We start from the raw sequence: 25,166 nt of genomic DNA, 5'->3' as shown, positions 1-25,166 counted from the left end.
GAGGACGGAGACCGGATGGACCGCACCGACGGGGCCGACGAGACGCACCCGCGCGGGATCGACACCCTCGACTCCGCCCTGGCGCGGGGAGCCGTCGAGCCCACCCCGGATCCGGAACCACCGTCGGCGGAGGGCAGCGCCGGGCGTCCGCGGCGAGGGTCGCGACGGCTGGTGATCGTGCTGGTGGTCGTGCTCGTGCTGGTGCTGATCGTCGCCGGGGCGGTCGTCGCCTGGTCCCGGCGCCAGTCCGCGGAGACCGTCGCATCGACCACCCGCACCTACACGGTGACCGCACAGACCCTGAAGCGGACGGTCGACGCCACCGGCACGCTCGAGCCGGCCCGGCAGGCCGACCTCTCCTTCTCCTCCGGCGGCACGGTCACCGCGGTCGACGTCGCGGTCGGCGACCGGGTGACCAAGGGTCAGAGGCTGGCCACGATCGACGACTCCAGCCTGGCCGTCGCGGTGACCACCGCGCAGGCGGCGGTCACCGACGCCGAGACCACGCTCGACAACGACCTGAACGGCGACGCCGCCAGCACCACCATCGCCTCCGACCGGGCCGCCCTGGCCCTCAAGCAGAGCCAGCTCACGGCCGCGGAGCAGGCCCGCACGGCGGCCACGCTGACCGCCCCGTTCTCCGGGACGGTGGCCGCGGTGGGGATCAGCAAGGGCGACACGGTGTCCGCCGGCAGCGGGACCGGCGGGGGTTCGGGCAGCAGCTCGACCGGGAACGGATCGAGCGGCAGCGGATCGGGCGGCAACGGGAGCGGCGGCAGCGGCACGGCGTCCGGCGGCACAGGATCCACCGGGTCCGGCTCGGGTTCGACCTCGACCGCCGAGTCGATCACGGTGATCTCGACCGGCACCTTCACCGTCGACACCGCGGTCAGCAACGCCGACCTGAGCTCGATCACCAAGGGCCTGCAGGCCACCATCACCCCCACCGGCTCGACCACCCCGGTGTTCGGCACCGTCGCCACCGTCGGGGTGGTCGCCACCGGCGGCTCGGGGGGCTCGGGAGGTTCCGGGGGTTCGAGCGGCGGCAGCGGGACCTTCCCGGTGACCATCGACGTCACCGGGAAGCACAGCGACCTGCTGCCCGGCTCCGCCGTCGACGTCAGCATCACCGTCCAGCAGCTCGCCGACGCGATCGCGGTGCCCACCGTGGCCATCAGCACCACCGGCGGGACCACGACGGTCCGCAAGCTGGTGAACGGCACGCCGAGGGTCACCGCGGTGACCCTCGGACAGAGCTTCGGCGAGACCACCCAGATCACCAAGGGCCTCAGCGCCGGCGACCGGATCGAGATCACCGGCTTCACCGCCGCCCGCGCTGCCGGCACAGGCCGCGCCGGCTACGGGCGCGCCGGAGGTTTCGGCGGAGGCGGTTTCGGGGGCGGCGGTTTCGGGGGCGGCGGGTTCGGCGGCGAGGGCGGGTTCGGCGGCGGGCAGTCGGGACAGAACGGGGCCGGTCAGAACGGCAACGGCCAGGGCAGGCAGGGCGGATGATCATGGAAGCGGTCACCGGGCCGGCTCCGATCGTCGAGCTCGACGAGGTCGGCAAGACCTACCGCAACGGGACGCTCGAGGTGCACGCCCTCGACCGGGTCAGCCTGCAGGTGGTCGAGGGCGAGTACGTCGCGATCATGGGCCCGTCGGGCTCGGGCAAGTCGACGCTGATGAACATCCTCGGCTGCCTGGACACGCTCAGCCGTGGGCGCTACGTGCTCGACGGCGAGGACGTCGCCGACCTCGACGAGCACGAGCTCGCCGAGGTCCGCAACCGACGGATCGGCTTCGTCTTCCAGCAGTTCAACCTGCTGCCCTCGCTCAGCGCGTGGCGCAACGTCGAGCTGCCGCTCTGCTACGCCGGGATGCGGCCGGCCGACCGGCGACCGCGGGCCGAGGCGGCGCTGACCCGGGTCGGGCTCGGCGAGCGGATGGACCACAAGCCCGGCCAGCTCTCCGGCGGCCAGCAGCAGCGGGTGGCCATCGCCCGGGCGCTGGTCACCGACCCCGCGCTGATCCTCGCCGACGAGCCCACCGGCAACCTGGACTCCGTCTCGACCGCTGACGTCCTCGACCTGCTCGACGAACTGCACGCCGGGGGCCGGACGATCGTGCTGATCACCCACGAGCAGGAGGTCGCCGACCGGGCCGACCGCGTGGTGCACGTCCGCGACGGCCGAGTGCTCGACGACCAGCGCGAACCGGCGGCGCCGCGCCCGGCCCACGCGGCCGCGGCAGGGGTCCGGTGATCACCCGATGAGGTGGCGCGAGACGCTGCGGATCGCGCTCGAGGCGGTCCGGCTCAACCGGCTCCGGTCGGGTCTGACCGTGCTCGGGATCATGATCGGGATCGCGTCGGTCAGCCTGACCGTCGGGCTCGGTCAGGGCGCCCAGACCTCGGTCAGACAACAGATCAGCGCGCTCGGCAGCAACCTGCTGGTGGTCACCCCCGGCAGCTCGACCAGCACCGGGGGCGTGCGGGGCGGGGCCGGGTCGGCCACCACGTTGACCCGGGCCGACGCGGCCGCGCTGGCCGACCGCGCCGTCGCGCCGGACGTCGCCGCGGTGGCTCCGGTCACCCAGAGCTCGCAGGTCCTCACGGCCGGGACCAGCACCTGGACCACCAGCGTGATCGGGGCCACTCCGAGCTGGGCGGCCGTGCGGGCCCGGACGACGGCGTCCGGCCGCTGGCTGACCGCCGCCGACGTGACCGATCGCAGCAAGGTGGTGGTGCTCGGGGCCGACACCGCCGACGAGCTCTTCGCCGGTTCCAGCCCGGTCGGACAACAGGTCGCCATCAACGGCAGCCAGTTCACGGTGATCGGGGTGCTGGCGGCAGCCGGGTCGTCGTCCACCACCTCGGAGGACGACGAGGCCCTGCTGCCCTGGACCACCGCGTCCGACGTCGTCGGCACCAGCGCCACCACGGTCTCGTCCATCTACCTCGAGGCGACCGCGGAGACCACGCTGTCGGCGGCCTACCAGGAGGCCACGGCCGCGCTCGACGTCCGGCACGGGATCGGCACCGGCGACGACGCCGACTTCTCGATCACCAGCCAGCAGTCGCTGGTCAACGCGGCCACCTCGGTGACCAGGACCCTGACCATCCTGCTCGGCGGCATCGCGGGGATCTCGTTGCTGGTGGGCGGGATCGGCGTGATGAACGTGATGCTGGTCTCCGTCTCCGAGCGGACCCGCGAGATCGGGTTGCGCAAGGCACTCGGCGCCACGCCGACCGTGATCCGGCGCCAGTTCCTCGCCGAGGCGGCGGCCCTGGGGGTGGCCGGCGGCCTGCTCGGCCTCGGCATCGGCGCCCTCGGCGCGGCGCTGCTCCCACGGGTCCTCGGCCAGCCGGTGACGTTGTCGGCCTGGGCCTCGGCCGGTGCGCTCGCGGTGGCGCTCGCCGTCGGTCTGGTCGCCGGGGTCTACCCCGCCGGCCGGGCCGCCCGGCTGGCTCCCATCGACGCGTTGCGCCGCGAGTGAGCGGCCGTGCCGGCTCTGCTCGCAGTCTTCGTCGCCCCACTGACCACCGGTCCCGTCCAGGAGCTTCCATGATCAGATCCGCACACCGGTCCGCGCGGACCGCTCGGCTCGTCGTCGCCGGGGCGATCGGCGCCACCCTGCTCGCGGGCTGTTCGTCCACCACCCCGGCCGCCTCCGGCGTCCAGGGCGGTGCGTACCCCGGCGGGAACGCGGCGCCGGGCGGCGGCGCCTTTGGCGACCGGCGTCCCGGGGTGGTCGGTCAGATCGCCGCGGTCGACGGCAGGACGCTCCAGGTGCAGGGCGACGGCGCGCAGACCGCGGTGACCTGGAACGCGAAGACGACCTTCAGCGAGGACGTCGCCGGCACCGCCGCGGCGGTCCGGACCGGCAGCTGCGTGCAGGTGCGATCGGGGTCCGGGCCGGGCTCACCGTCCGCACCGGCCACCGCGGCGCCGTCGGGGTCGGCCGGGACGGGACCGGTGGGGACCGTCACCGCCACCCTGGTCACGGTGCTCCCGACGACCAAGGACGGGTGCGCCGCCGCGGCGTTCGGTGGTCGGACCGGGTTCGGAGGCCGGCCGAGCGAGGCGCCCAGCGGCCGACCCAGCTCCCGCCCCGGCGGGGTGCCCGGTGGCTTCGCCCGGATGCTGAACGGGACCGTGACCGCGACCGACGCGAACGGCTTCACGGTCCGCGTGACGGCCCCGACCAGCAGCGGCTCCGCGTCGGCGGACCGCACGGTGACGGTCGCCACCGGCAGCAGCACCCGGTACACCACCCGGAAGACGGTGAGCGGCTCGGCGGCGAAGGTCGGCCGGTGCGCCGAGGCCCAGGGATCGACCGACAGCACCGGGGCGATGACAGCCACCCGGATCACCCTGTCCGCCCCGGTCGACGGGACGTGCTCCCCCGGGTTCGGCCACCGTGGCTGACCCGCGCGCGGCGGCTCGCCGGCGTCGGCAGCGGCTGGCCGTCCGGATCGCCGTCCCGGCCGTCGCGCTGCTGGCCGTCGGCACCGTGTTCGGCGTCCGGTCGGCCCAGGCGGCGAGCTCCGCGGCGGACCGCTGGGTGACCACGGTGGCCCGGACCGGTTCGGTGACCTCGACCGTCGCGGCCGACGGGACGCTCGTGCGGTCGACCAACGCGTCGGTGCACTTCCCCACCGCGGGGACCGTGGACACGGTGGACGTCGCGGTGGGCGACCGGGTCCGGGCCGGCGACACCCTGGCGACCATGGACTCGGCCGCGCTCGACCTGGCGGTCGCCCAGGCCCGGGCCGACCTCGCCGCCGCCGAGCAGTCGGTCAGCACCGCCGAGACCGCAGCCAGTGCCGCAGCCAGCGCCTCCGCCAGTGCCCCGTCCAGCGCACCGGCGACCAGGAGCTCCTCCGGGTCGGCAGCCGCCGGAACGGGCAGCGGCAGGACCTCCCCCGGCCGCGGCGCGTCCGGCTCGACGACGCCCTCGGCGCCCTCGACCGGCAAGCCCGGCAGCGCGTCGAGCGCGGCGCAGCAGCGGGCCGCCCGGACGCTGCGCGAGGCCGAGCAGCGGCTGACCGCCGACCAGCACCGGCTGGCCGGGCTGACCGCGGCCGCGGCCACCGCCCAGAACAGCGCCGACGCCGCGTGCCAGCCCGTGGTGGGGAGCGCCGGGAGCAGCACCAGCGGCCCTACCGGTCCGAGCAGCAGCGCCGGCCCGAGCACACCGTCAGCGTCGAGCACACCGTCGGCGTCGACCCCGCCGTCCCCCGGCACCCCCACCCCGAGCCCGACCTCCAGTGCGAGCCCGACCGCCGGCCCCAGCACGACATCCAGCACCGCCGGGACGCCCGGGAGCAGTGCGCCGAGCGCTAGCGCCACCGGCTCGCCCGGCCCCACGGGCTCGCCCGCTCCGAGCGGTCCTCCCTCCACCGGGACCGGTTCGGGCCGGCCGAGTCAGGAGCAGCTGACGCGGTGCGTGACCACGCTGGGCGCCGCGCTCCGCGCCCAGACCGCGTCGGCGGGCGCCCAGGCGACGGTCGAGCGGGATCTGGCGACGCTCACCAAGGCCCAGCAGGCGGCCGGCCCGGCGACCGGATCGACCAGCGGGGGCGCGACCACCGGCTCCGGGAGCGCGTCGCACCCGACCGGAGGGACGACCGGCCAGGGGTCGGCCGGCGGCAGCGGGACCGATCGTTCCGGCTCCGACCACGGCTCGCCGCGCGCGACCACCACCGCCACCGGGGCCGGTGGCACCGGCAGCGGGGCCGGCAGCGGGGCCGGCGGGACCGCCGGCACCCGGGGCGCGACCAGCGTGGCCAGCGCCGAGGCGGTCGTCGACCAGGACCAGCTCGCGCTCGCCACGGCGGTCACCCAGCAGCAGAACGCCACGCTGACCGCTCCGATCTCCGGGACGGTGAGCGCCGTGCCCTTCGCGGCCGGAGACCGGATGACCACCGCGGAGGCGATCACCGTCGTCGGTGACGGCTCGCTCCAGGCGACTCTCGAGGTCCCCCAGACCTCGATCGCTGCGATCAAGGTGGGCCAGCGGGCCGCCGTCTCGGTGGCCGCCGGACCGACCTCCAGCGGGTGGGTGACGGCGATCGGGATCCTGCCCAGCACCGGTACGAGCTCGACCGTCAGCTATCCGGTCACGGTGACGGTCCCCGACCCCGGCGGCACGCTGACCCCCGGGTCGACGGCCACGGCCGTGATCACCGTCGGAACCGCGACCGACGCGGTCACCGTCCCCGTCTCGGCCCTGACGCTCGCGGGGTCGACCACGACTATGGGCACCGTCGAGGTGCTCGACGCCGGGACCGTCCGTCGCGTCCGGGTCCAGGTGGGCGCGGTCGGGGGCTCGACAGCGGCCGTCACGGCGGGCCTCACCGCCGGCCAGACCGTGGTGCTCGCCGACACCACCGAGGCGCTGCCCAGCGTCACCACGTCGAGCACGCGCCGGTTCTCGGGTGACGGCATCGGGGGCGGTGGTTTCGGGGGCGCTGGTCTCGGGGGCGGTGGATTCGGCGGCGGTGCCGGCCGGACGTCGGGAGGAGGAGGTGGCGCGCCGCCCGGACGCTGACCGGGTTCCATAGCCGGACGCTTCGGTTGCGTGCGACCGGCACCTACGGTGGCCGCGTCCCCGACCGACGCCGGCGCCGGACCGGCTGCGGTCGCCGTGCTCGTCGACCCGCAGGAGCCCACCGATGCGTCCACTCCGTCTCCTCCACCGCGGCGCGCTCGCGCTCGCGCTGACCGTCCCGCTCGCGCTCGCCCCCGGTGCCCTCGCCGGACCGGCCACCGCCGCTCCCGCCCCCGGGCCCCGAGCCGCGGTCGACCACACCGCAGGACAGGCCGCCGGGGACCGCCCGGCGACACTCCCCGACCGGATCGCGCTGCCGGACGGCTTCGCCCCCGAGGGCATCGCCGTCGCCGGTCACACCGCCTATCTCGGTTCGCGGGTCGACGGCGACCTCTACAAGGTCGACCTGCGGACCGGCCGCGGCCGCGTCTTCAGCCAGGGCCCGGGCACCCCGTCGCTCGGGATCAAGGTCCGCGGCGGGCTGCTCTACGTGGCCGGCGGCACCTCGGGCACCGGCCGGATCGTGGACGCCCGCACCGGGGCGGTGAAGCGGAGCATCACCTTCACCACCGGCACCAGCTTCGTCAACGACGTGATCCTCACCCGGACGACGGCCTGGTTCACCGACTCGCTGCAGGCGCAGCTCTACGGCGTCCCGCTGGCCCGGCACGGCAAGCCGGGCTCGGCGCGGGTGATCACCCTGCCGCTGACCGGCCAGTGGCGGCAGACCCCGGAGGTCAACAACGCCAACGGCATCACCCGCACCCCCGACGGTCGGGCGCTGCTGGTGGTGAAGTCCGACGAGGGCGCGCTCTACCGGGTCGACCCGCGCACCGGCCGGGCCACGAAGGTCGACCTCGGGGGTGAGTCCGTGACCAACGGCGACGGGCTGCTGCTCCGCGGCCGCACCCTGTTGGTCGTGCAGAACCGGCTCAACCAGGTCGCCGAGATCACCCTCGACCGGAGCGGCCGCCGGGGTGTGGTCGAGCGCCGGCTGACCAGCAGCCAGTTCGACGTTCCGACCACGGTCGCGGCCCGCGGGCGCAGCCTCTACCTGCCCAACGCCCGGTTCAGCACCACGGTGACCCCGACCACGTCGTACTGGATCACCCGGATCACCGTCTGACCCGAACGCACGCAGCAACGGGGCGGATCCGCCGCGACCACGCGGTCGGATCCGCCCCGTTCGCACGTCCGGGCGCGGTCAGCGGGCGCGCTGCACCCGGGCCTCGTCCCAGACCGGCTGGTCGGTGGCGTAGACGGTCCCGTCCGAACCGAAGACCAGGAAACGGTCGAGCGCCCGGGCGAACCAACGGTCGTGCGTGACCGCGACCACCGTCCCCTCGAACGCGTCCAGGCCGGCCTCGAGCGCCTCGGCCGACTCGATGTCGAGGTTGTCGGTCGGCTCGTCGAGCAGCAGCAGGGTCGCCCCCGACAGCTCGAGCAGCAGGATCTGCAGCCGGGCCTGCTGACCGCCCGACAGCGTCTCGAACCGGTTCTCGGCCGCCCGGGCCAGCTCGTAGCGGTCGAGCTGACGGGCCGCCTGCTCGCGGCCCATCCCCTCCCGGCCCACCCCGTTCGGCGAGGCGTCGCCGCGGTGCAGGATCTCCAGCAGCGTCCGGCCGACGAGCTCGGGGTGGTGGTGGGTCTGGGCGAACCAGCCCGGGCGGACCCGCGCGCCGAGCCGGGCCGACCCGGTGTGCGCGACCGGGTCGATCTGCAGGCTCTCCACCGGTTCGTGCTCGGCGTCGGGCAGCGACCCGCCGCGGGCCAGCAGCCGGAGGAAGTGGCTCTTGCCCGACCCGTTCGACCCGAGCACGCCGACCCGGTCGCCGAACCAGATCTCGGTGGAGAACGGCCGCATCAGCCCGGTCAGCTCGAGGTCCTCGACGACGACGGCGCGCTTGCCGGTCCGCCCGCCGCGCAGCCGCATGGTGACGTGCTGTTCGATCGGGACGGCCTGCGGCGGACCGGCCTCCTCGAACTTGCTCAGCCGGGTGACCGCCGCCTGGTAGCGGCCGGCCATCTTGGAGTTCGAGGCGGCCTTGATCTTGTACATCATCATCAGGTCGTGGAGCTTCTGGTGCTCCTCGTCCCAGCGCCGGCGCAGCTCCTCGAACCGGGCGAACCGCTCGGTCCGCGCCTGGTGGAAGCTGGCGAACCCGCCACCGTGCACCCACAGGGTGTTGCCGGCCGCGCCCAGCTCGAGCGCGGCGATCCGCGCCCCCGAGGCGGCCAGCAGCTCGCGGTCGTGGCTGACCAGCAGCACGCTCTTGCGGGTGCTCCGCAGCTGCTCCTCGAGCCACCGCTTGCCCGGCACGTCGAGGTAGTTGTCGGGCTCGTCGAGCAGCAGCACCTCGTCCGGCCCGCGGAGCAGCGCCTCGAGCGCCAGCCGCTTCTGCTCCCCACCCGAGAGCGTGTTGACCTCGCGCCACCGGGACCGGTCGAAGCCGACCCCGAGCGCCGCGGTGCAGCAGGCGTCGAAGGTCACCTCGGCGTCGTAACCGCCGGCGTCGGCGTACTCGGCCAGGGCCTCGGCGTAGCGGAGCTGAACCGGCTCGGAGTCGTCGGTCATCAGCTCGAGCTCGAGCCGGTCGACCTCCTCGACCGCCCGCCGGAGCCGTGCGGGGGTCAGCGAGAACAACAGGTCACGGACCGTCGAGGAGTCCCGGATGCTGCCGATGAACTGCCGCATCACGCCGAGCCCACCGCCGCGCGAGATCGACCCCGCGGTCGGTTCGAGGTCGCCGGCGACGATCCGCAGCAGGGTGGTCTTGCCCGAACCGTTGGCTCCGACCAGCGCCACCACCGCGCCCTCACCCACCCGGAAGCTGACGTCGTCGAGCAGCGGACGGCCGTCAGGCAGGTGGTAGGACACTCCGCTGAGGTCGACGTGTCCCATGCCCTCAGCCTACGGAGACCGACGCCTCGCGGTCAGCGGGTTTTCCCGGCGCCCGCGGTGCGCGGCGGCACCCGCCCGTCCCCCACCACAGGCTGTCGCACTCTCCGACCACGGTCCGATGTCCTGGTTGGGGTGCGCGGGTACAAAGGATGCATGCGGACCTTCGAGAAGCGCCCCGCGCTGCGCTGGATCGCCCCGGCCGCAGCCCTCACCCTGGCGGTGGGCGGCGTGCTGGGCGGCGGTGTCCTCACCGCGAACGCCGACGTCACCCTGCCCGAGCTGACCGCCGAGCAGCTGGTGGCCAAGGTGGCGGCCGCGAAGACCCCCGACTTCTCCGGCACGGTCACCGAGACCGCCGACCTCGGGCTGCCGTCACTCCCCACCGGGGGCAGCGGCCGCAGCGTCGACTTCACCTCGTTGCTCACCGGCACCAACACCCTGCAGGTCTACGTCAAGGGTGAGGACAAGTCCCGGGTCAGCCTCACCGGCAGCTTCGGCGAGTCGGACGTGGTCCGGAACGGCTCCGACGTCTGGACCTGGAACAGCAAGGCCAAGACCGCCACCCGGATCGAGCTGCCGGCCGGCGAGCGGACCGCGCGGACACCGGCGAACCCGGCTCAGGTGCCGACCACTCCGGAGGAGGCCGCCAAGCGCGCCCTCGCCGCCGCCGACGACAGCACCACCGTCACCCTCGACCGGAACCGGATGGTGGCCGGGCAGAAGGCCTACGAGCTGGTGCTCACCCCGAAGGCGACCGACACCCTGGTCGGCTCGGTGCGGATCGCCGTCGACGGCCAGACCTTCCTGCCGCTCGGCATCGACGTCTACCCGAAGGCCACCCCGCAGAAGGCGGCCTTCTCGATGGACTACACCGCGATCGACTACACCGCCCCGGCCGACAGCACCTTCGACTTCTCGCCGCCGTCCGGCACCAAGGTCACCGAGCAGAAGGCTCCCGACCACGCCGCGCAGAGCGGGTCGCTGCAGGGCAGCAAGCGTGCGCTCAGCCCGAAAGAGCGGGCCGAGCTCGAGCGCAAGGCCGCCGACCAGGTCAGGACGGTCGGCGACGGCTGGTCGAGCGTGCTGATCGCGAAGGTGCCGTCGGGGGCCGCCGACCAGACCGGTCAGGGCGGGTCGCAGGGTGGGCAGGCCGACCAGTGGCGTCAGCTGCTGCAGAACCTGCCGACCGTCCAGGGCCGCGGCTGGACCGGGCACGCGCTCAACGGGACGCTGTTCTCGGCCGTGCTGACCGACGACGGCCGGGTCGCGGTCGGCGCCGTGCCGGTCGACCGGCTGGTCTCCGACCTCGGCTGATCCGGTGACGCCCACCACGGTGTCCGGCCCGACCGACCGGGCCGGCACCGACGGCGCCGCGTCCGGCTCCGGGAGCGCGGACGGCCACCGCGACGCGGTCCGTCCCGGCGACGGAGTCGAGACGTACGACGACGACACCGCCGACGCGCCGATCCGCACCACCGGGCTGACCAAGCGGTTCCGGCACCAGACCGCCGTCGACGCCGTCGACCTGCTGGTCCCGCGCGGCGCGGTCTACGGCTTCCTGGGTCCGAACGGCTCGGGCAAGACCACCACCATCCGGATGATCCTCGGCCTGATCCGGGCGACGTCCGGCAGCATCCGGTTGCTCGGCGCCGAGATGCCCTCCGGCGCCAACCAGGCCCTGCCCCGGGTGGGCGCCCTGGTCGAGGGCCCGGCCTTCCACCCCTATCTCTCCGGTCGGGCGAACCTGGCCCGGCTCGACGCCGTCGACCGCGGCACCGACCCGCGCACCTCGCGGCAGCGGATCGACGCCGCGCTCGACCGGGTGGGGTTGCTGCCGGCCGCCGAGAAGCGGTTCCGCGCCTACTCGCTGGGCATGCGGCAGCGGCTGGCCATCGCCAACGCCCTGCTCACGCCGCGCGAGCTGCTGGTGCTCGACGAGCCGACCAACGGCCTCGACCCGCAGGGCACCCGCGAGGTCCGGCACCTGGTCTCCGAGCTCGCCGCCGACGGCGTGACCGTGCTGATCAGCTCGCACCTGCTCAGCGAGGTCGAACAGATCTGCACCCACATCGGCGTCATGCACGTCGGCCGGCTGCTCAGCCAGGGCAGCGTCGAGGAGCTCCGCTCGCGGTCCCGGCCGACCGTGACGGTGCGTACCGACCAGCCCGACCGGGCGCTGACCGCGCTGACCGCGCTCGGGATGACCGACCTGGGCCGCGAGGGCCCGGGCGGCACCCACGTCGTCGGCCCGCTCGGCGAGGTCGACCCGCGGCGGATCGTCCCGGCCCTGGTGGCCGAGGGCGCCGACGTCCTCGGGTTCGCGGTCGACGCGCCGAGCCTGGAGGACCTGTTCGTCGAGCTGACCGGGGAGGGCTTCGATGTCAGCGGCTGAGCGGCTGCAGGTCGGCACCGCCCCACCGCGGGCCCGTCGCCGCACCCTGGTCTCCTCGGCCCCGGCGCCGCTGCGGTTCCTGCTCTCCGAGCTGCGGTTGATCTTCACCCGGCGTCGCAACGTCGCCGGTCTCGGCGTCCTCGCCGCCGTGCCGATCCTGCTCGCGGTCGCCGTCAAGGTCTCCAACGACGGTGGTGGGGGCGGCCCCGACTTCATCGACCAGATCACCAACAACGGGCTGTTCGTCGCCTTCGCCGCCCTGGTGATCGAGCTGCCGCTGTTCCTGCCGCTGGCGGTCGCCACCATCGCCGGGGACGCCGTGGCGGGTGAGGCCAACCAGGGCACCCTGCGCTACCTGCTGACGGTGCCGGCCGGGCGGACCCGGCTGCTGCTGGTCAAGTATGCCTCCATCGTGATCTTCAGCGTCGCCGCCACCGCGCTGGTCGCGGTCGTCGGCGTGCTGATCGGGCTGATCCTCTTCGGCGGTGGACCGGTGACGCTGTTCTTCGGCAGCCAGATCAGCTTCGGTGCCGCGATCGGCCGGCTCGCGCTCGCCGTGCTCTACCTGGCCGCCGGGTTCTCCGCACTGGGAGCGCTCGGGCTCTTCGTCTCGACCCTCACCGAGCAGCCGATCGGGGCCACCGTGGCGATCGTGCTGGTCAACGTGGCGATGTTCGTCTGCGACACGATCAGCCAGCTCGACTGGCTGCACCCCTATCTGCTCACCCACTGGTGGACGAGCTTCGGCGATCTGCTCCGCGACCCGATCGTCACCGGCGACATGACCCGCGGGCTGATCACCGCCGGCGTCTACGCGGTGGTCTTCTGGCTGGCCGCCTGGGCCCGCTTCGGCAGCAAGGACGTGAGCAGCTGAGGCTGCTCGACTAGCCTGCTCCGGTGCCGAAACGACCCCCGCAGCCCGCCCGCCGCGGCGGCGCCCCGCAGGACCCGAAGGCCGCCCTGGCCAAGGAGGGCCGGCTGTGGCTGCTCGCCCTGGTCTGTGCGGCGGCCGGGGCGGCGACGGTGGCCGGCACCGGCAAGCTGCTCCCCGGCATCGGGGTCTTCCTGCTCTGCCTGGTGGTGCTCGGTCCGCTGCTCTACTGGTTCGAGAAGTGGCGGCAGCGCCGGGGCGGCTCGCGGTGACCGCGGATCCGCAGCTCCCGGCCGGGGACGCCTCGGTGCCCCACCGGCGCGAGATCGTTTCCTTCGTGAGGCGCAGTGACCGACTGAGCAAGGCGCAGCAGAAGTGGTGGGACGCCCGCGCCGACGACTGGGTGGTCGAGGTGCCGCGCGGCGAGGGCCGGCTGTCGATCGCCCCCGACCACGTCCTGCGACCCGCGGAGCTCTTCGGTCGCGAGGCGCCGTTGGTGGTCGAGATCGGCCCCGGGATGGGCGACTCGCTCGCCCCGATGGCCGCGGCCCGACCGGACGTCGACGTGCTGGCCTTCGAGGTCTACCAGCCCGCGGTCGCACGGATCCTGGCCAAGCTCGACCGGGCCGGCGCCGACAACGTCCGGATCGTCCAGGCCGACGCCGCCGAGGGGCTCGCCCGACTCGACCGCGAGATCGACGAGCTGTGGACGTTCTTCCCCGACCCCTGGCACAAGACCAAGCACCGCAAGCGCCGGCTGGTCACCACCGCGTTCGCCGACCTGGTCGCCACGCGGCTGCGCCCGGGCGGCTGCTGGCGGCTGGCCACCGACTGGGACGACTACGCCAAGCAGATGCACCGGGTGCTCGACCCGCACCCGGCGTTCGAGCCGCTGCCGGGCGGCCGGTGGGAGGAACGCCCGCTGACCAAGTTCGAGCAGCGCGGGCTCGACGCCGGGCGGACGATCACCGACCTGGGCTACCGGCGCCGGTGACCGGGCTCGATGCCGGGTTCGATGCAGGGCCGGCGACGACCCGCCGGTGGCGGCTCGACCTGCGCTACGACGGCACCGACTTCTCCGGCTGGGCGGCGCAACCGGACCGCCGGACCGTCGAGGGGGTCCTCGGCGACTGGCTGGCCCGGGTGCTCCGGATCCCGTCGGTCGGCCTGGTCTGCGCCGGGCGGACCGACGCCGGTGTACACGCCCGCGGCCAGGTCTGCCACGTCGACCTGCCGACGACGGCGGTGGACGCGCTGACCCGCGAACGGCGTCCGCCCGAGGCCCGGCCCGACGGCCGCGCGACCGAATCCGACGCCGCGGCCGTGCTGCTCCGCCGGCTGGCCCGCGTGCTGCCCGCCGACCTGGTGGTCACGGCCGTCCGTTCGGCCCCCGACGGCTTCGACGCGCGCTTCTCGGCGGTCTGGCGCCGTTACGCCTACCGGCTGGTCGACGGCCCGCTGCCGCCGGACCCGTTGCTCCGCCGCGGCGTCGCGCACTGGCCGGACGCCCTCGACCTGGACGCGGTGAACGCCGCAGGCGCGGGGCTGCTCGGGCTCCGCGACTTCGCAGCCTTCTGCAAGCGCCGCGACGGGGCCACCACCGTGCGGACGCTGCTCGCGTGCACCGCCGAGCGGGTGGCGATCCAGGGTCAGCCGGTGGTCGAGGTGACCGTCCGCGCCGATGCGTTCTGCCACTCGATGGTGCGCTCGCTCGTCGGGGCGCTGGTCCGGGTCGGGACGGGGCGGCGCGAACCCGACTGGCCGGCCGCCCTCACCCGCCGGGACGGCCGCGAGTCGACGGTGCCGGTGCTCCCCGCGCACGGGCTCACCCTCGAGGAGGTCGGCTACCCACCGGACGACGCTCTGGCCGCGCGGGCCCTCGAGGCCCGCAACCGTCGCGAGCCGGTCGAGCACGCACCGGACCCGGCGGGCGCGAGCGAAGACCCGTCGCGCGCGACCCCCGACCGGTCGGACGCGACGGGAGCGGCGCGGTGAGCGGGCACTACTTCAGCGCCGAGCCGGACGTCCCGGAGCGCCGCGGCACCGTCGAGGCGACCATCTGGGGCCGGGCGTTCACCTTCACCACGGCGACCGGGACGTTCTCGCACACCGGCCTCGACCCGGCCACCGCGGTGCTGTTCCGCTCGGTCGAGCCGCCCACCGGCGGCGGCCGGTTCCTCGACCTCGGCTGCGGGTGGGGCCCGATCGCCGTCGCCCTCGCCGCAGCCTGCCCACAGGCCCGGGTGGACGCGGTCGACGTCAACCGCCGGGCGCTCCGGCTGTGCGCCGAGAACGCCGCCACCGCCGGGGTCGGTGACCGGGTCACGCCGGTGGCCGCCGAACAGGCCGACCCGGACGCCCGCTACGACCAGCTTTGGTCGAACCCGCCGATCCGGATCGGCAAGGAGGCGCTGCACGCCCTGCTGCTCGACTGGCTGCCGCGGCTCGCGCCCGGCGGGGTGGCCCGGCTGGTGGTCGGCCGCAACCTCGGCGCCGACCCGCTGCAGACCTGGCTGACTGGCCAGGGCTACCCGTGCGAGCGAACGGCCAGCGCCAAGGGGTTCCGGGTGCTGACCGCGCGCCGCGGCTGAACCGCCGGTCGGTCCCGGCCCCCGATGTTCACGATTCGCTCAGGATCTCCACGGGTCCTTCCCAGAGATCGCTGGCCCCGGCTGGCTAGTCTGGAGGTCCAGGCGGCGCCGTCCCAGGGACGCAGCCACGGACGTTGAGGAGTCAGCGATGGTGTCGGGCGACAAGATCAAGGGCAAGCTCGAGGAAGCGGTCGGCAAGGTCAAGGAGGCCGTCGGCGACAAGACCGACAACACCGACCTCCAGGCCGAGGGCCAGAAGGACCAGGTCACCGGCAAGGCGCACCAGGTCGGCGGCGACGCCAAGGAGGGCCTCGGCAACCTCAAGGACGACCTGTCCAAGTGAGCACGACCGGGTGGGCTCCGCTCCCCCGCTGACGCACCAGCGCCCGCGCGATCGACCGATCGCGCGGGCGCTGTGCTGTTCAGCTTCTGCTGTTCAGCTTGTGCTGTTCAGCTCTTGGCGGTCACCGCGGTGAGCACGTCCGGCCAGTGCCGGTCGAGCCGGGTCCCGCCGAGCCGGACGCCGGCGCGGAGCGCCAGCACCCCGGTGACCAGCGCGACCAGCAGCGCGACCCAGGCCAGCCAGGGCAACCAGACCGACCCGACGACCAGCGCGACGGTGGGCAGCGCGCAGACCAGGGTGAGCCCGGTGGTGGCCCCGAACAGGATCAGCGCGGCCGCGCCACCGCCCTCGTTCTTGGCGAACGGGCTGGCCCCCGGCGGCGGCGCCGGCGTCTGCCAGATCGCCCCGATCCACGACCCGACGCCGAGCCCGCTGAGCGCCATCACCACCAGCAGGGCCAGCACCCGGGGCAGCTGGCCGAGCTCGCCGGTGATCGCCGTGGTGGCGATGATCATGACCAGCGAGATCGGCAGGATCACCAGCGTGGTGGACATCACCCGACCCCACCGGTCGTCCGCGCCGCGCAGCCCGGTGCTGATGTGGGTCCACAGCGCGCTGCCGTCGTAGGAGATGTCGGAGGCGACGATCGAGCCGAGGAACAGGGTGATCAGGATCGGCGCGAAGACGATCAGCGCCTGGGTCCGGTGCGGGTTGGCGAGCTGGGTCACCACCACGACAATCGGCGCGACGCAGATCCCGCCGAGGCTGGCCAGATAGCGCGGGTCGCGGCGCCAGTAGCGCATCGCCCGGGTCGCCACCGCGCCCGCCGGGGTGGCCGGGAAGAGCCGCTCGACCAGCGTGCCCGCCCGCACCTGGCGCCCGCCGCCGCCACCGCCGGTCAGCGGCGAGGTGAGGCTGCGCTCGAGGAAGCGGCGCCAGGCCAGCCACAGGGCGACCACCAGGGCCGCAGCCAGCACCAGCCGGGCCACCGCCCCGAGCCAGTCGCCGCGGGCCACCGCGGCCGGCACCGACCAGGCCCACCCGAACGGCGTCCAGCCGAGCACGGTGGCCGCCCGGGCCAGCAGCCCGCGCATCTGGTCGGGGTGGAAGCCGGAGTAGTTGCCGATCAGGTTGGCGGTGATGCCGATCACCGCCCCGAACAGGGCGAGGGCGACGGCGGCGAAGTCGCGGAACCGGCGCGAGGCCAGGGCCTGGCTGAACGCCGAGGTGGCCGTCCGGGCCAGCAGGAAGCAGGTGGCCAGCCCGAGCGGTGCCGCGAGCAGCGCCGCGAGGGCCAGCGGGACGTCGCGCGCCCAGGTGATGACCAGGCCGATCACGATCAGGGTGGTGGCGATCCCGGGCGTCCCGACCAGGCCGGCCAGGAACATCCCCGGCTGGAGCTTGCGGGCCGGCACCGGCAGCAGGGCGAACTTGCCCGGGTCGACCGTCTCGTCCACCCCGAAGACCAGCACCGAGAGCGCCATCCAGCCGACGGTGATGATGCTGAACACCACCACCGTCAGGTCGGCGGTGAAGACCGTCGAGGTCCACCGCAGCGCGATCAGCCCGGCCAGCGCCCCGACCACCAGGCCGAGGCCGTAGAGCATCCCGATGATCAGCCCGACGGTCCGCCAGACGCTGCGGCGGAGCCCGTTGCGGAGCAGGGTCAGCTTCAGACCGACGACGAGCGCAACCACGCCAGCGCCTCCGATCCACCCTCGCGGACGCCGACCAGACCGAGGAAGCGCTGCTGCAGCGACTCCCCGGCCCGGACCTCGTCGAGCGTGCCGGTGGCCAGCACCCGGCCCTGGGCCACCACCGCGACCCGGTCGCAGAGGCTCTCCACCAGCTCCATCACGTGGCTGGACAGCACCACCGTCCCGCCACCCTGGACGTAGCCGCGCAGGATCCGGCGGATGGTCTCCCCCGAGACCGGGTCGACCGCCTCGAACGGCTCGTCCAGGATCAGCAGCCGCGGGGCGTGGATCAGGGCGCAGGCCAGGCCGATCTTCTTGGTCATGCCGGCCGAGTAGTCGACCACCAGCTCGCTCGCGTCGTCGGCCAGCCCGAGCGTCTCGAGCAGCTCGGCGGACCGCGAGGCGATGTCGGCGGCCGGCACCGACCGCAGCCGGCCGACGTAGCTCAGCAGCTCGCGTCCGGACAGCCGGTCGAACAGCCGCAGCCCGTCGGGCAGCACGCCCATCAGCGCCTTGGCGCGCGCCGGGTCGGTCCACACGTCGTGGCCGAGCACGGTCGCGGTGCCGCGGTCCGGGCGCAGCAGGCCGGTGGCCATCGACAGCGTGGTGGTCTTGCCCGCGCCGTTCGGGCCGACCAGCCCGAACATCGACCCGGTCGGCACGTCGAGGTCGAGGTCCTCGACGGCCTGCTTGGCCCCGAACGCCTTGCTCAGCCCGCGCAGCCCGAGCGCGGGAGCGCCGATCGGTCCGGTGGGTCCGACGGGTCCGGCGGTTCCTGCGGGTCCGGGCTGGGTGGGCTGGCCGCCCGGCTCGGGACGGCTCTCCGTGGGTGTCCAACTGCTCATGCCAGCAGTCAACACCGCCGCCGGCGGCGCGACCCGTGACATCCCTCAGCAGCTCACCGTGAAGACCGCACCTCCGCTGCTCGCACCGGGGCCCGACCCCGGTCCCGCCACGGCATCGGCCGGACCACTCGACAGGTCTCCTTCCGGACTCGGCCCGCTCCCGAACCATTGACCGTCCACACCGACCGCGTCTACGGTGGAACACCCCCGTGAGAGCGCTCTCACGTCCCCCCTCCGAGGAGTTTCAGTGCTGAAACCCGATCGTTCCGACGTCCCCTCCCCACCCCCGTCACCGCGGCCGCGCCGGATCGCCGGGCTGGTCGCCGTGCAGCTCGCCGCGCTGCTATCCCTGGTCGGGGTGATCAGCCTCGGGCTGCCCCGGGCCGCCTCGGCCCAGAGCCTCGGGCAGGGCTCGTACACCACCACCCTGCCGGCCGGTGCCGACCTGCCCACCGGCTGCGGCGACCTCTCCACCGACCCCCGCAGCCAGACCACCGCGAACGCCCCGGCCGGGGCGATCCCCACCAACGACTGGTGGAGCTCGATCCTGTTCAAGAAGACCAACTGCGCCTTCGGCGAGCCGATGATGGCCCACCCGGCCTCGTACGCGGCCAGCGCGGGCGGCCTGGGGATCAGCTACACCACCACCCCGGTGATCACCGGGAGCGCGACCGGGGTCAGCGAGTACCACTTCCCCTACACCCGTGACGTGCTGGTCGGCGTCCCCGGGCTGAACGCCGGGAGCGTCAAGGTCGACGGCTGGTCGGACTGGACGGTCAGCCCGATCTGGACCGACGGCACCCGCACCCTGCGGGCGACCATCGGCCACGGGCTGCCGATGTCCTACTACACGGTGAAGGGTGGTGGCGCCCAGCTCACCACCGACGGGCCGCCGGCCGTGTGGAGCAACAGCGGCGCGACGATCGGGTTCAGCATCCGCGGTCACGACTACGTCGCCTACGCCCCGAGCGGGTCGACCTGGTCGGTCAACGGCAGCACGATCAGCTCGGGCCTCAACGGCAAGAACTTCTTCACCGTCGCCGTGCTGCCCACCACCAGCGCCGACAGCGACAGCGACCGCACCGCGCTCGCGACGAGCTACGGCCGGTACGCCTTCGCAGCGGTGAACGGGACCCGGGTCTCCTACAGCTACGACGAGACGACCAGCAAGGTCCGCACCACCTACGGCTTCACCACCCGCGCCCTGCAGGGCAGCGAGACCCGCACCGTCGCCTCGCTCTACCCGCACGAGTGGCAGCACCTGTCCGGCGGCAGCCCGATCAGCCGCAGCTACGTCTCGCCGCGCGGGGCGATGAAGACCCTGGTCGGGATCAGCTCGTTCAGCACCGTGATGACGTTCCACGGCGTGCTGCCCGAGGTCCCGGCGGTCGCCGACTCCGGCGGCGCCGACCTTGCCACGCTCAAGGGCTACCTGGCCCAGGTGGCCGACGACCCGGAGGCCCAGCAGAAGGCCGACACCTACTGGACCGGCAAGGGCCTCGGCCGGGCCGCCCGGATCGCCGAGATCGCCGACCAGGTGGGCGAGACCGGCACCCGGGACAAGGCGCTGGCCGCGATCCGCTCGACCCTCACCGACTGGTTCACCGCCAGCCCGGGCAAGACCGGTCAGGTCTTCTACTACGACAAGAACTGGGGGACGCTGATCGGCTACCCGGCCTCGTACGGGTCCGACCAGGAGCTCAACGACCACCACTTCCACTACGGCTACTACATCGCCTCCGCGGCCACGCTGGCCAAGTTCGACCCGGCCTGGGCGAAGACCAGCGCCTACGGCGGGATGGTCGACCTGCTGATCCGCGACGCCAACAACTACGACCGCTCCGACACCCGGTTCCCCTACCTGCGCGACTTCGACATCTACGCCGGGCACGACTGGGCCTCGGGTCACGGGTCGTTCGCGGCCGGCAACAACCAGGAGTCGAGCTCGGAGGGCCTCAACTTCGCCGGGGCGCTGATCCAGTGGGGCGAGGCCACCGGCAACAAGGCGGTCCGCGACGCCGGCATCTACATCTACACGACCGAGTCGGCGGCCATCGACGACTACTGGTTCGACACCGACCAGCAGACCTTCCCGAAGAGCTTCGGCCACAACACCGTCGGGATGGTCTGGGGCGACGGCGCCGCCTACGCCACCTGGTTCAGCTCGACCCCGGAGGAGATCACCGGGATCAACCACCTGCCGATCACCGGGAACCACCTCTACCTCGGCGCCGACCCCGCCTACGTGGTGGCCAACTACGACCAGATGGAGAAGCTGATCGGCGGGCCGCCGACCAAGTGGCAGGACATCGCCTGGGAGTACCTGGCCCTCGGCGACGGACCACGCGCGCTGGCGAAGTTCCGGGCGAACCCCGGCTTCACCAGCGAGGAGGGCGAGTCCAAGGCGCACACCTTCCACTGGATCGACAACCTGGCCGCGCTCGGCACCGTCGACAGCGGGGTCACCGCCGGCCACCCGCTGGCCGCGGTGTTCACCCGCAACGGAGCCCGCACCTACGTCGCCGCGAACATCACCGCGTCGCCCCTCACCGTCCGGTTCTCCGACGGCACCAGCGTCGCCGTGCCGGCCGGGAAGACGGTGGCCAAGGGCGCGCGGACCTGGTCGGGCGGCTCGGCCACCGGCGGGCTGGGCGTCGGGAGCGGATCGGGCGGCAGCACCCCGCCGCCGACCACGGCACCGCCCACGACGGCACCGCCCACGACGGCACCGCCCACGACGGCACCGCCCACCACCGCACCGCCCACCACCGCACCGCCCACCACCGCACCGCCCACCACCGCACCCCCGACCAGCGCACCGCCCACCAGCGCACCGCCCACCAGCGCACCGCCGACCAGCGGCGGCTGTGGGTCACCGTGCCGGCTGTACCTGCGGGCCGGCGGCGGACTGGGGGCGTCCGGCGGTGCCGGGACGGTCACGGTGCCGGCCAGCACCGGGATCGCCGACAACCAGCCGCACAACCCGGTGACCTTCACCGCGACCGGGCTGACCGGACGCTGGACCGGCGGGGCGACCGCGTTCGACCTGGCGGTCGACTCGGGCGCCGCGGTGGGCAACGGCGTCCAGGTGCGGGTGTCGGTCGACCTCACAGGGGACGGCCGCTGGGACCGGGTCGAGACCTACCACTACTACGCGACCGACCCGGTGCCCGGTTGGGAGCACGCCACCGCGGCCACCACCGGGTTGGTCGGCTCGACCGGACGCTGGGGCCACCTGGCCGGTGGTCGGGTGAAGGTGGAGGTGTGGAACGCGATCGGGTCGGCCCCCGCGAGCGTGGGCGTCGGGAACACCTCGACCCTCACGCTGCCGCTCGGCGGCTAGCACCGGCACCGGCTCAGGATCTCAACCAGGGTTGAGGTCCTGAGCCGGGTGGCCCGGCCGGAGCGGCGTTGTGACCGGGCCCTAGGATCGCAGTATTCGCGGAGTGCGATGTCGGATCACGAACCGATAGGACACGAGGACAGCATGGCGAAGTACGAACTCCCGGACCTTCCCTACGACTACGGAGCACTCGAGCCGCACATCTCGGGCCAGATCATGGAGCTCCACCACGACAAGCACCACGCCACCTACGTCACCGCGCTCAACGGCGCGCTCGACCAGCTGGCCGAGGCGCGGGAGAAGAACTCCTTCGGCAGCATCGTCGGCCTCGAGAAGACCCTGGCCTTCAACCTCGGCGGACACGTCAACCACTCGATCTTCTGGCGGAACCTGTCCCCCGAGGGCGGCGACAAGCCGGACGGCGAGCTCGGTGCCGCGATCGACGACGCGTTCGGCAGCTTCGACGGGTTCCGCGCCCACTTCGAGGCCAGTGCCACCACCATCCAGGGCTCCGGCTGGTCGATGCTGGTCTGGGACGCCCTGGGGCAGCGCCTGCTGATCGCGCAGCTCTACGACCAGCAGGGCAACCTGCCGGCCGGGCAGATCCCGATCGTCACCCTGGACATGTGGGAGCACGCCTTCTACCTGCAGTACAAGAACGTCAAGCCCGACTACGTCAAGGCGTGGTGGAACGTGGTCAACTGGGCCGACGCCCAGGCGCGGTTCGCCGCGGCCCGGTCGCAGACCTCCGGGCTGATCGTCCCCGCCTGACCCGTCGTGCGCACCCGGTCGGCCGCGGAGCTCCGCACGCCGGCCGGAGAACGACCACCGAACGGCGCCCGCTCTTCGCGGGCGCCGTTCGTCGTTCGGCCGTGCTGAGGTGAGCGACGACGCCGTCCCCGCGGGTGCGCTGCTGCTCTGGACGGCCCGGACCCGGCCGGGCCGCGGCCGGACCGGCGAGATCGCCGCGGTGGTCTTCGGTTGGCTCTGCCTGGCCGCGATCCTGATCGTGCTGAGCTGGGTGCTGTTCCGCCAGGTCCAGCTGATCCTGCTCGGCATCGTCTACACCGTCGCCGGTCTGGTGCGGTCGGTGGGCGGCGCGCGCGGCCGGGTGGTGCTGCACCCGGACGCGCTCGAGGTGCGGACGGTCCGCACCCGGCGCTATCCGTGGTCGACGCTGCGGTCGGTCGAGCTGGTCGAGGGCCGGATCGAGATCACCCCGGACGGCTGGGTCCGGCACCTGCCGGTGCCCGCCCGCGAGGCCCCGACGGCCTACGCCACGCTCACCGCCTGGCGGGCCGACCACGGCGTCTGAGCGCCCGGCCGGCTCAGGCCCCCGACGAGATCCGGTAGTCGGCCACCTGCTGCGCCTTGGCCAGACCGGTCGCCGCCGAGGCCGTCCCGAAGAACGTCGGCGCCAGCGCGGTCTGGACGTCCGAGACCGCCTCGGCCATCCCCACCGCCACCGGGTAGAGCGACTTCTTGCCCTGGGCGGCGGTGAGGAACGCCGAGACGTCGACCTTGTTCTTCTTCCAGTGCTCGGCGTAGAGCGGGTCGAGCGACTCGATCGCCGGCCAGATGTAGCCGCCCGAGCCCATGATCCGCTGGCTGTCCGCGCCGCCCAGCCACTCGGCCAGCAGCCAGGTCTGCTCCGGGTGCTCGGTGGCCGTCGAGGTGCCGTCGGTGAGCCCGTTGAACACCGTCCACCCGCCCTGCGGTCCGCGCGGCAGCAGGAAGGTGCCGACCTCGAAGTTCGAGGTCAGCTCGCTGATCGAGGAGGTGTTCCAGTCCCCGGCCTGGAACAGCGCCAGCCGGCCCTGAGCGAACAGGGTGAGCGCCGACGAGCCGTCGGCGTTCGGGCCGAGCTCGCCGTAGGGGATCTGGACGTGCTCGTCGACCAGCATCTGCGACAGGAAGCTGATCGTCTCCCGGTTCGGAGCGGTGTCGAGCACCGTCCGGGCGGCGTACGGCTCGGCGATGAAGGCACCGCCGTTCATCGGCAGGTAGCTGCCGTAGCCCGACTGCGGGTCGTTGGTGTTCCCGACCGCGTAGGTGACGATGTCGCCCGGGTCGAAGCCCGGCTGGTCGGCGGTCTTGCCCTTGCTGTCGCTGGTGATCGTGCGGAGGAACTTCAGGAACGTCCCGCCGTCGTCCGGGTTCCACTCCAGCTGCTCGGTCGGGGCGCTGACGCCGAGCTTCTGGAAGTAGGACTTGTTGTAGTAGAAGCAGATCGTGTCCCAGTCCTTGGGCAGCCCGTAGAGCTTGCCCTCGCGCTCGTGCAGCTCGACCAGCCCCTCGACGTAGACCGAGGTGTCGATGTTCGCGGCGCGCACCCGGTCGGTGACGTCGGCGATGATCCCCTGCCGGATCCAGTCGGCCAGGAACGGCGTGTTCACCCAGAACAGGTCCGGCGCGTTGCCCGAGATGAACGAGGCGGTGATCTTGGGCGCGTAGTTGCCGTACGGGATCTGCTGGATGGTGACGCTGATGTCGGGGTGCTTCGCGGTGAACTGGTCGATCGACTTCTGGTACCCCTCCTGCTGGTAGGTGTCCCACAGGGCGTAGGTCAGGTTGGCCTTGGCGCTGTCGGGGTTGCCCGAGAAGCCCCAGCGGGCCGCCGCGTTGCTGCACCCACCGAGCGCGGCGCTGCCGGCCACCGCACCGGCAGCCGTCCCGAGCGCCGCCAGCAGCTGGCGACGGGTCATCGAGACCGGACGCCGGGTCACCGGTTCGTCCCGGTCAGGGAGATCGAGTTGACGATCTGCTTCTGGAAGATCACGAAGAGCACCACCAGGGGAATGAGCACCAGGATGGATCCGGCCAGCACGAGGTTCCACTGGGTGCCGAAGTTGGACTGCAGGTTGGCCAGACCGACGGTCACCACCTGCAGGTCGCTGGAGTTGGTGGCGATCAACGGCCAGAGGAAGTTGTTCCAGCTGAACACGAAGGCGATGATCGCCGCCGTGGTGATGATCGGCCGGGCCAGCGGGATCAGGATCCGGAACAGGATCCGGGCCTCGGAGCAGCCGTCCAGCCGGGCCGCCTCGAGGATCTCCGAGGGCAGGGTGAGGAAGTACTGCCGCATCAGGAAGACCGCGTAGGGCGTGCCCAGGGTGTACGGCAGGAACAGCGCCCAGTAGGTGTTGAGCAGGTGCGCACCGTCCATCAGGACGTACAGCGGGATCATGGTCACCACGTTGGGCACCATCAGCATGCTGAGGTAGAGCCAGAAGAGCGCGTCCCGGCCGGGAAACCGCAGCCGCGCGAACGCGTAGGCGCCCATCAGCGAGAACAGCACCTGGCCCACGGTGATGATCACCGTGATCAGCACCGTGTTGCCCAGGTAGGTGGCGAACCCGTTGGAGGTCAGCACCTCCTTGAAGTTGGTCAGCGACAGCGAGGTGGCCGGGGTCCAGGCGTGGTCGGAGAGGATCGCGGCCAGCGGCTTGAACGAGGCGTTGAGGCTGAACAGGTACGGGGTCAGGAAGACCAGCGCGATGATCAGCAGCAGCAGGTAGAAGATCACCAGCCGGACCACCCGGCCGGGGGTGATCCTGGTCGGCCGGTGCGGGACGTCGGCGGTCGCGCGCGGCGCGGCGGCGAGGGTCGGGGCGGAAGTGGCGGTCACGG

At 73.3% G+C, this 25,166-nt stretch carries 22 protein-coding genes; 17 read left to right on the top strand and 5 right to left on the bottom strand.

Annotation, left to right across the window (positions count from 1 at the left end; translation table 11 throughout):
* Positions 1 to 15: 15 nt before the first annotated feature.
* From FHX74_RS03800 to FHX74_RS03775, 6 genes are all read left to right on the top strand, one after another.
* Positions 16 to 1,512, top strand: coding sequence for an efflux RND transporter periplasmic adaptor subunit (locus FHX74_RS03800; protein ID WP_182558701.1), 1,497 nt, complete (start codon positions 16 to 18; stop codon positions 1,510 to 1,512).
* A 2-nt stretch (positions 1,513 to 1,514) separates the two neighbouring features.
* Positions 1,515 to 2,261 (top strand): ABC transporter ATP-binding protein, encoded by a 747-nt coding sequence (locus tag FHX74_RS03795; RefSeq protein ID WP_220483526.1) that lies wholly within the window; start codon positions 1,515 to 1,517, stop codon positions 2,259 to 2,261.
* A 7-nt stretch (positions 2,262 to 2,268) separates the two neighbouring features.
* Positions 2,269 to 3,495, top strand: coding sequence for an ABC transporter permease (locus tag FHX74_RS03790; protein WP_182558700.1), 1,227 nt, complete (start codon positions 2,269 to 2,271; stop codon positions 3,493 to 3,495).
* A 68-nt stretch (positions 3,496 to 3,563) separates the two neighbouring features.
* The gene (locus FHX74_RS03785) at positions 3,564 to 4,427 is read left to right on the top strand and encodes a DUF5666 domain-containing protein (RefSeq protein WP_182558699.1); all 864 of its coding nucleotides are present in this window, start codon (positions 3,564 to 3,566) and stop codon (positions 4,425 to 4,427) included.
* On the top strand, positions 4,420 to 6,552 hold the full coding sequence (locus FHX74_RS03780) for an efflux RND transporter periplasmic adaptor subunit (protein WP_182558698.1): 2,133 nt from the start codon (positions 4,420 to 4,422) through the stop codon (positions 6,550 to 6,552). The genes FHX74_RS03785 and FHX74_RS03780 overlap by 8 nt, the downstream gene beginning before the upstream one ends.
* A 124-nt stretch (positions 6,553 to 6,676) precedes the next feature.
* Positions 6,677 to 7,678, top strand: coding sequence for an SMP-30/gluconolactonase/LRE family protein (locus tag FHX74_RS03775; protein WP_182558697.1), 1,002 nt, complete (start codon positions 6,677 to 6,679; stop codon positions 7,676 to 7,678).
* Positions 7,679 to 7,756: 78 nt separating this feature from the next.
* Here the strand turns inward: FHX74_RS03775 and FHX74_RS03770 are convergent, their stop codons facing one another.
* Positions 7,757 to 9,454 (bottom strand): ABC-F family ATP-binding cassette domain-containing protein, encoded by a 1,698-nt coding sequence (locus tag FHX74_RS03770; RefSeq protein ID WP_182558696.1) that lies wholly within the window; start codon positions 9,452 to 9,454, stop codon positions 7,757 to 7,759.
* A 153-nt stretch (positions 9,455 to 9,607) separates the two neighbouring features.
* Here FHX74_RS03770 and FHX74_RS03765 point away from each other — a divergent pair, with 153 nt between their 5' ends.
* The 8 genes from FHX74_RS03765 (at position 9,608) to FHX74_RS03730 (ending at position 15,651) form a co-directional block, all read left to right on the top strand.
* Positions 9,608 to 10,768 carry a LolA family protein gene (locus FHX74_RS03765; protein ID WP_182558695.1) on the top strand — a complete coding sequence of 387 codons (1,161 nt, stop codon included), beginning with the start codon at positions 9,608 to 9,610 and terminating at the stop codon, positions 10,766 to 10,768.
* A gap of 4 nt (positions 10,769 to 10,772) precedes the next feature.
* Positions 10,773 to 11,846: an ABC transporter ATP-binding protein gene (locus FHX74_RS03760; protein WP_328823597.1), complete on the top strand. Its 1,074-nt coding sequence runs from the start codon at positions 10,773 to 10,775 to the stop codon at positions 11,844 to 11,846.
* Positions 11,833 to 12,720, top strand: a complete 888-nt coding sequence (locus FHX74_RS03755; RefSeq protein WP_182558694.1) for an ABC transporter permease — start codon at positions 11,833 to 11,835, stop codon at positions 12,718 to 12,720. Before FHX74_RS03760 ends, FHX74_RS03755 begins: the two co-directional genes overlap by 14 nt.
* A 23-nt stretch (positions 12,721 to 12,743) precedes the next feature.
* A complete protein-coding gene (locus FHX74_RS03750) occupies positions 12,744 to 12,989 on the top strand; it encodes a hypothetical protein (RefSeq protein ID WP_182558693.1) in 246 nt (81 codons plus the stop codon).
* A 65-nt stretch (positions 12,990 to 13,054) separates the two neighbouring features.
* Positions 13,055 to 13,711 carry a tRNA (guanosine(46)-N7)-methyltransferase TrmB gene (trmB, locus tag FHX74_RS03745; RefSeq protein ID WP_328823596.1) on the top strand — a complete coding sequence of 219 codons (657 nt, stop codon included), beginning with the start codon at positions 13,055 to 13,057 and terminating at the stop codon, positions 13,709 to 13,711.
* Positions 13,708 to 14,712 carry a tRNA pseudouridine synthase A gene (locus tag FHX74_RS03740; RefSeq protein WP_182558691.1) on the top strand — a complete coding sequence of 335 codons (1,005 nt, stop codon included), beginning with the start codon at positions 13,708 to 13,710 and terminating at the stop codon, positions 14,710 to 14,712. The genes trmB and FHX74_RS03740 overlap by 4 nt, the downstream gene beginning before the upstream one ends.
* Positions 14,709 to 15,308, top strand: a complete 600-nt coding sequence (locus FHX74_RS03735; protein WP_182558690.1) for a class I SAM-dependent methyltransferase — start codon at positions 14,709 to 14,711, stop codon at positions 15,306 to 15,308. The genes FHX74_RS03740 and FHX74_RS03735 overlap by 4 nt, the downstream gene beginning before the upstream one ends.
* A 148-nt stretch (positions 15,309 to 15,456) precedes the next feature.
* The gene (locus FHX74_RS03730) at positions 15,457 to 15,651 is read left to right on the top strand and encodes a CsbD family protein (protein WP_182558689.1); all 195 of its coding nucleotides are present in this window, start codon (positions 15,457 to 15,459) and stop codon (positions 15,649 to 15,651) included.
* A gap of 107 nt (positions 15,652 to 15,758) precedes the next feature.
* Here FHX74_RS03730 and FHX74_RS03725 read toward each other — a convergent pair whose 3' ends face one another.
* Complete coding sequence (locus FHX74_RS03725) at positions 15,759 to 17,348, bottom strand: hypothetical protein (protein ID WP_182558688.1); 1,590 nt, start codon at positions 17,346 to 17,348, stop codon at positions 15,759 to 15,761.
* Positions 17,324 to 18,193 (bottom strand): ABC transporter ATP-binding protein, encoded by an 870-nt coding sequence (locus FHX74_RS03720; protein ID WP_182558687.1) that lies wholly within the window; start codon positions 18,191 to 18,193, stop codon positions 17,324 to 17,326. Before FHX74_RS03720 ends, FHX74_RS03725 begins: the two co-directional genes overlap by 25 nt.
* 247 nt (positions 18,194 to 18,440) lie before the next feature.
* Between FHX74_RS03720 and FHX74_RS03715 the strand changes: the two genes are divergently transcribed.
* The 3 genes from FHX74_RS03715 to FHX74_RS20930 all read left to right on the top strand — a co-directional run bounded on the left by FHX74_RS03715 (position 18,441) and on the right by FHX74_RS20930 (position 22,851).
* Positions 18,441 to 21,536, top strand: coding sequence for a glycosyl hydrolase (locus FHX74_RS03715; protein ID WP_182558686.1), 3,096 nt, complete (start codon positions 18,441 to 18,443; stop codon positions 21,534 to 21,536).
* 144 nt (positions 21,537 to 21,680) lie between these two features.
* Positions 21,681 to 22,307 (top strand): superoxide dismutase, encoded by a 627-nt coding sequence (locus tag FHX74_RS03710; RefSeq protein ID WP_182558685.1) that lies wholly within the window; start codon positions 21,681 to 21,683, stop codon positions 22,305 to 22,307.
* A 109-nt stretch (positions 22,308 to 22,416) separates the two neighbouring features.
* Complete coding sequence (locus tag FHX74_RS20930) at positions 22,417 to 22,851, top strand: PH domain-containing protein (protein WP_182558684.1); 435 nt, start codon at positions 22,417 to 22,419, stop codon at positions 22,849 to 22,851.
* Between the two features lie 13 nt (positions 22,852 to 22,864).
* Here FHX74_RS20930 and FHX74_RS03700 read toward each other — a convergent pair whose 3' ends face one another.
* Entirely contained in the window at positions 22,865 to 24,262 is a 1,398-nt protein-coding gene (locus FHX74_RS03700; RefSeq protein ID WP_182558683.1) for an ABC transporter substrate-binding protein, read from the bottom strand.
* A complete protein-coding gene (locus FHX74_RS20925) occupies positions 24,259 to 25,164 on the bottom strand; it encodes a carbohydrate ABC transporter permease (protein WP_220483408.1) in 906 nt (301 codons plus the stop codon). Before FHX74_RS20925 ends, FHX74_RS03700 begins: the two co-directional genes overlap by 4 nt.
* Positions 25,165 to 25,166 lie beyond the last annotated feature (2 nt).

Origin of the sequence: Microlunatus kandeliicorticis (assembly GCF_014137855.1) — a bacterium.
Lineage (GTDB): Bacteria > Actinomycetota > Actinomycetes > Propionibacteriales > Propionibacteriaceae > Microlunatus > Microlunatus kandeliicorticis.
Note: the sequence above shows the minus strand (reverse complement) of the source record. Positions and strands in the feature narration are given on the sequence as shown.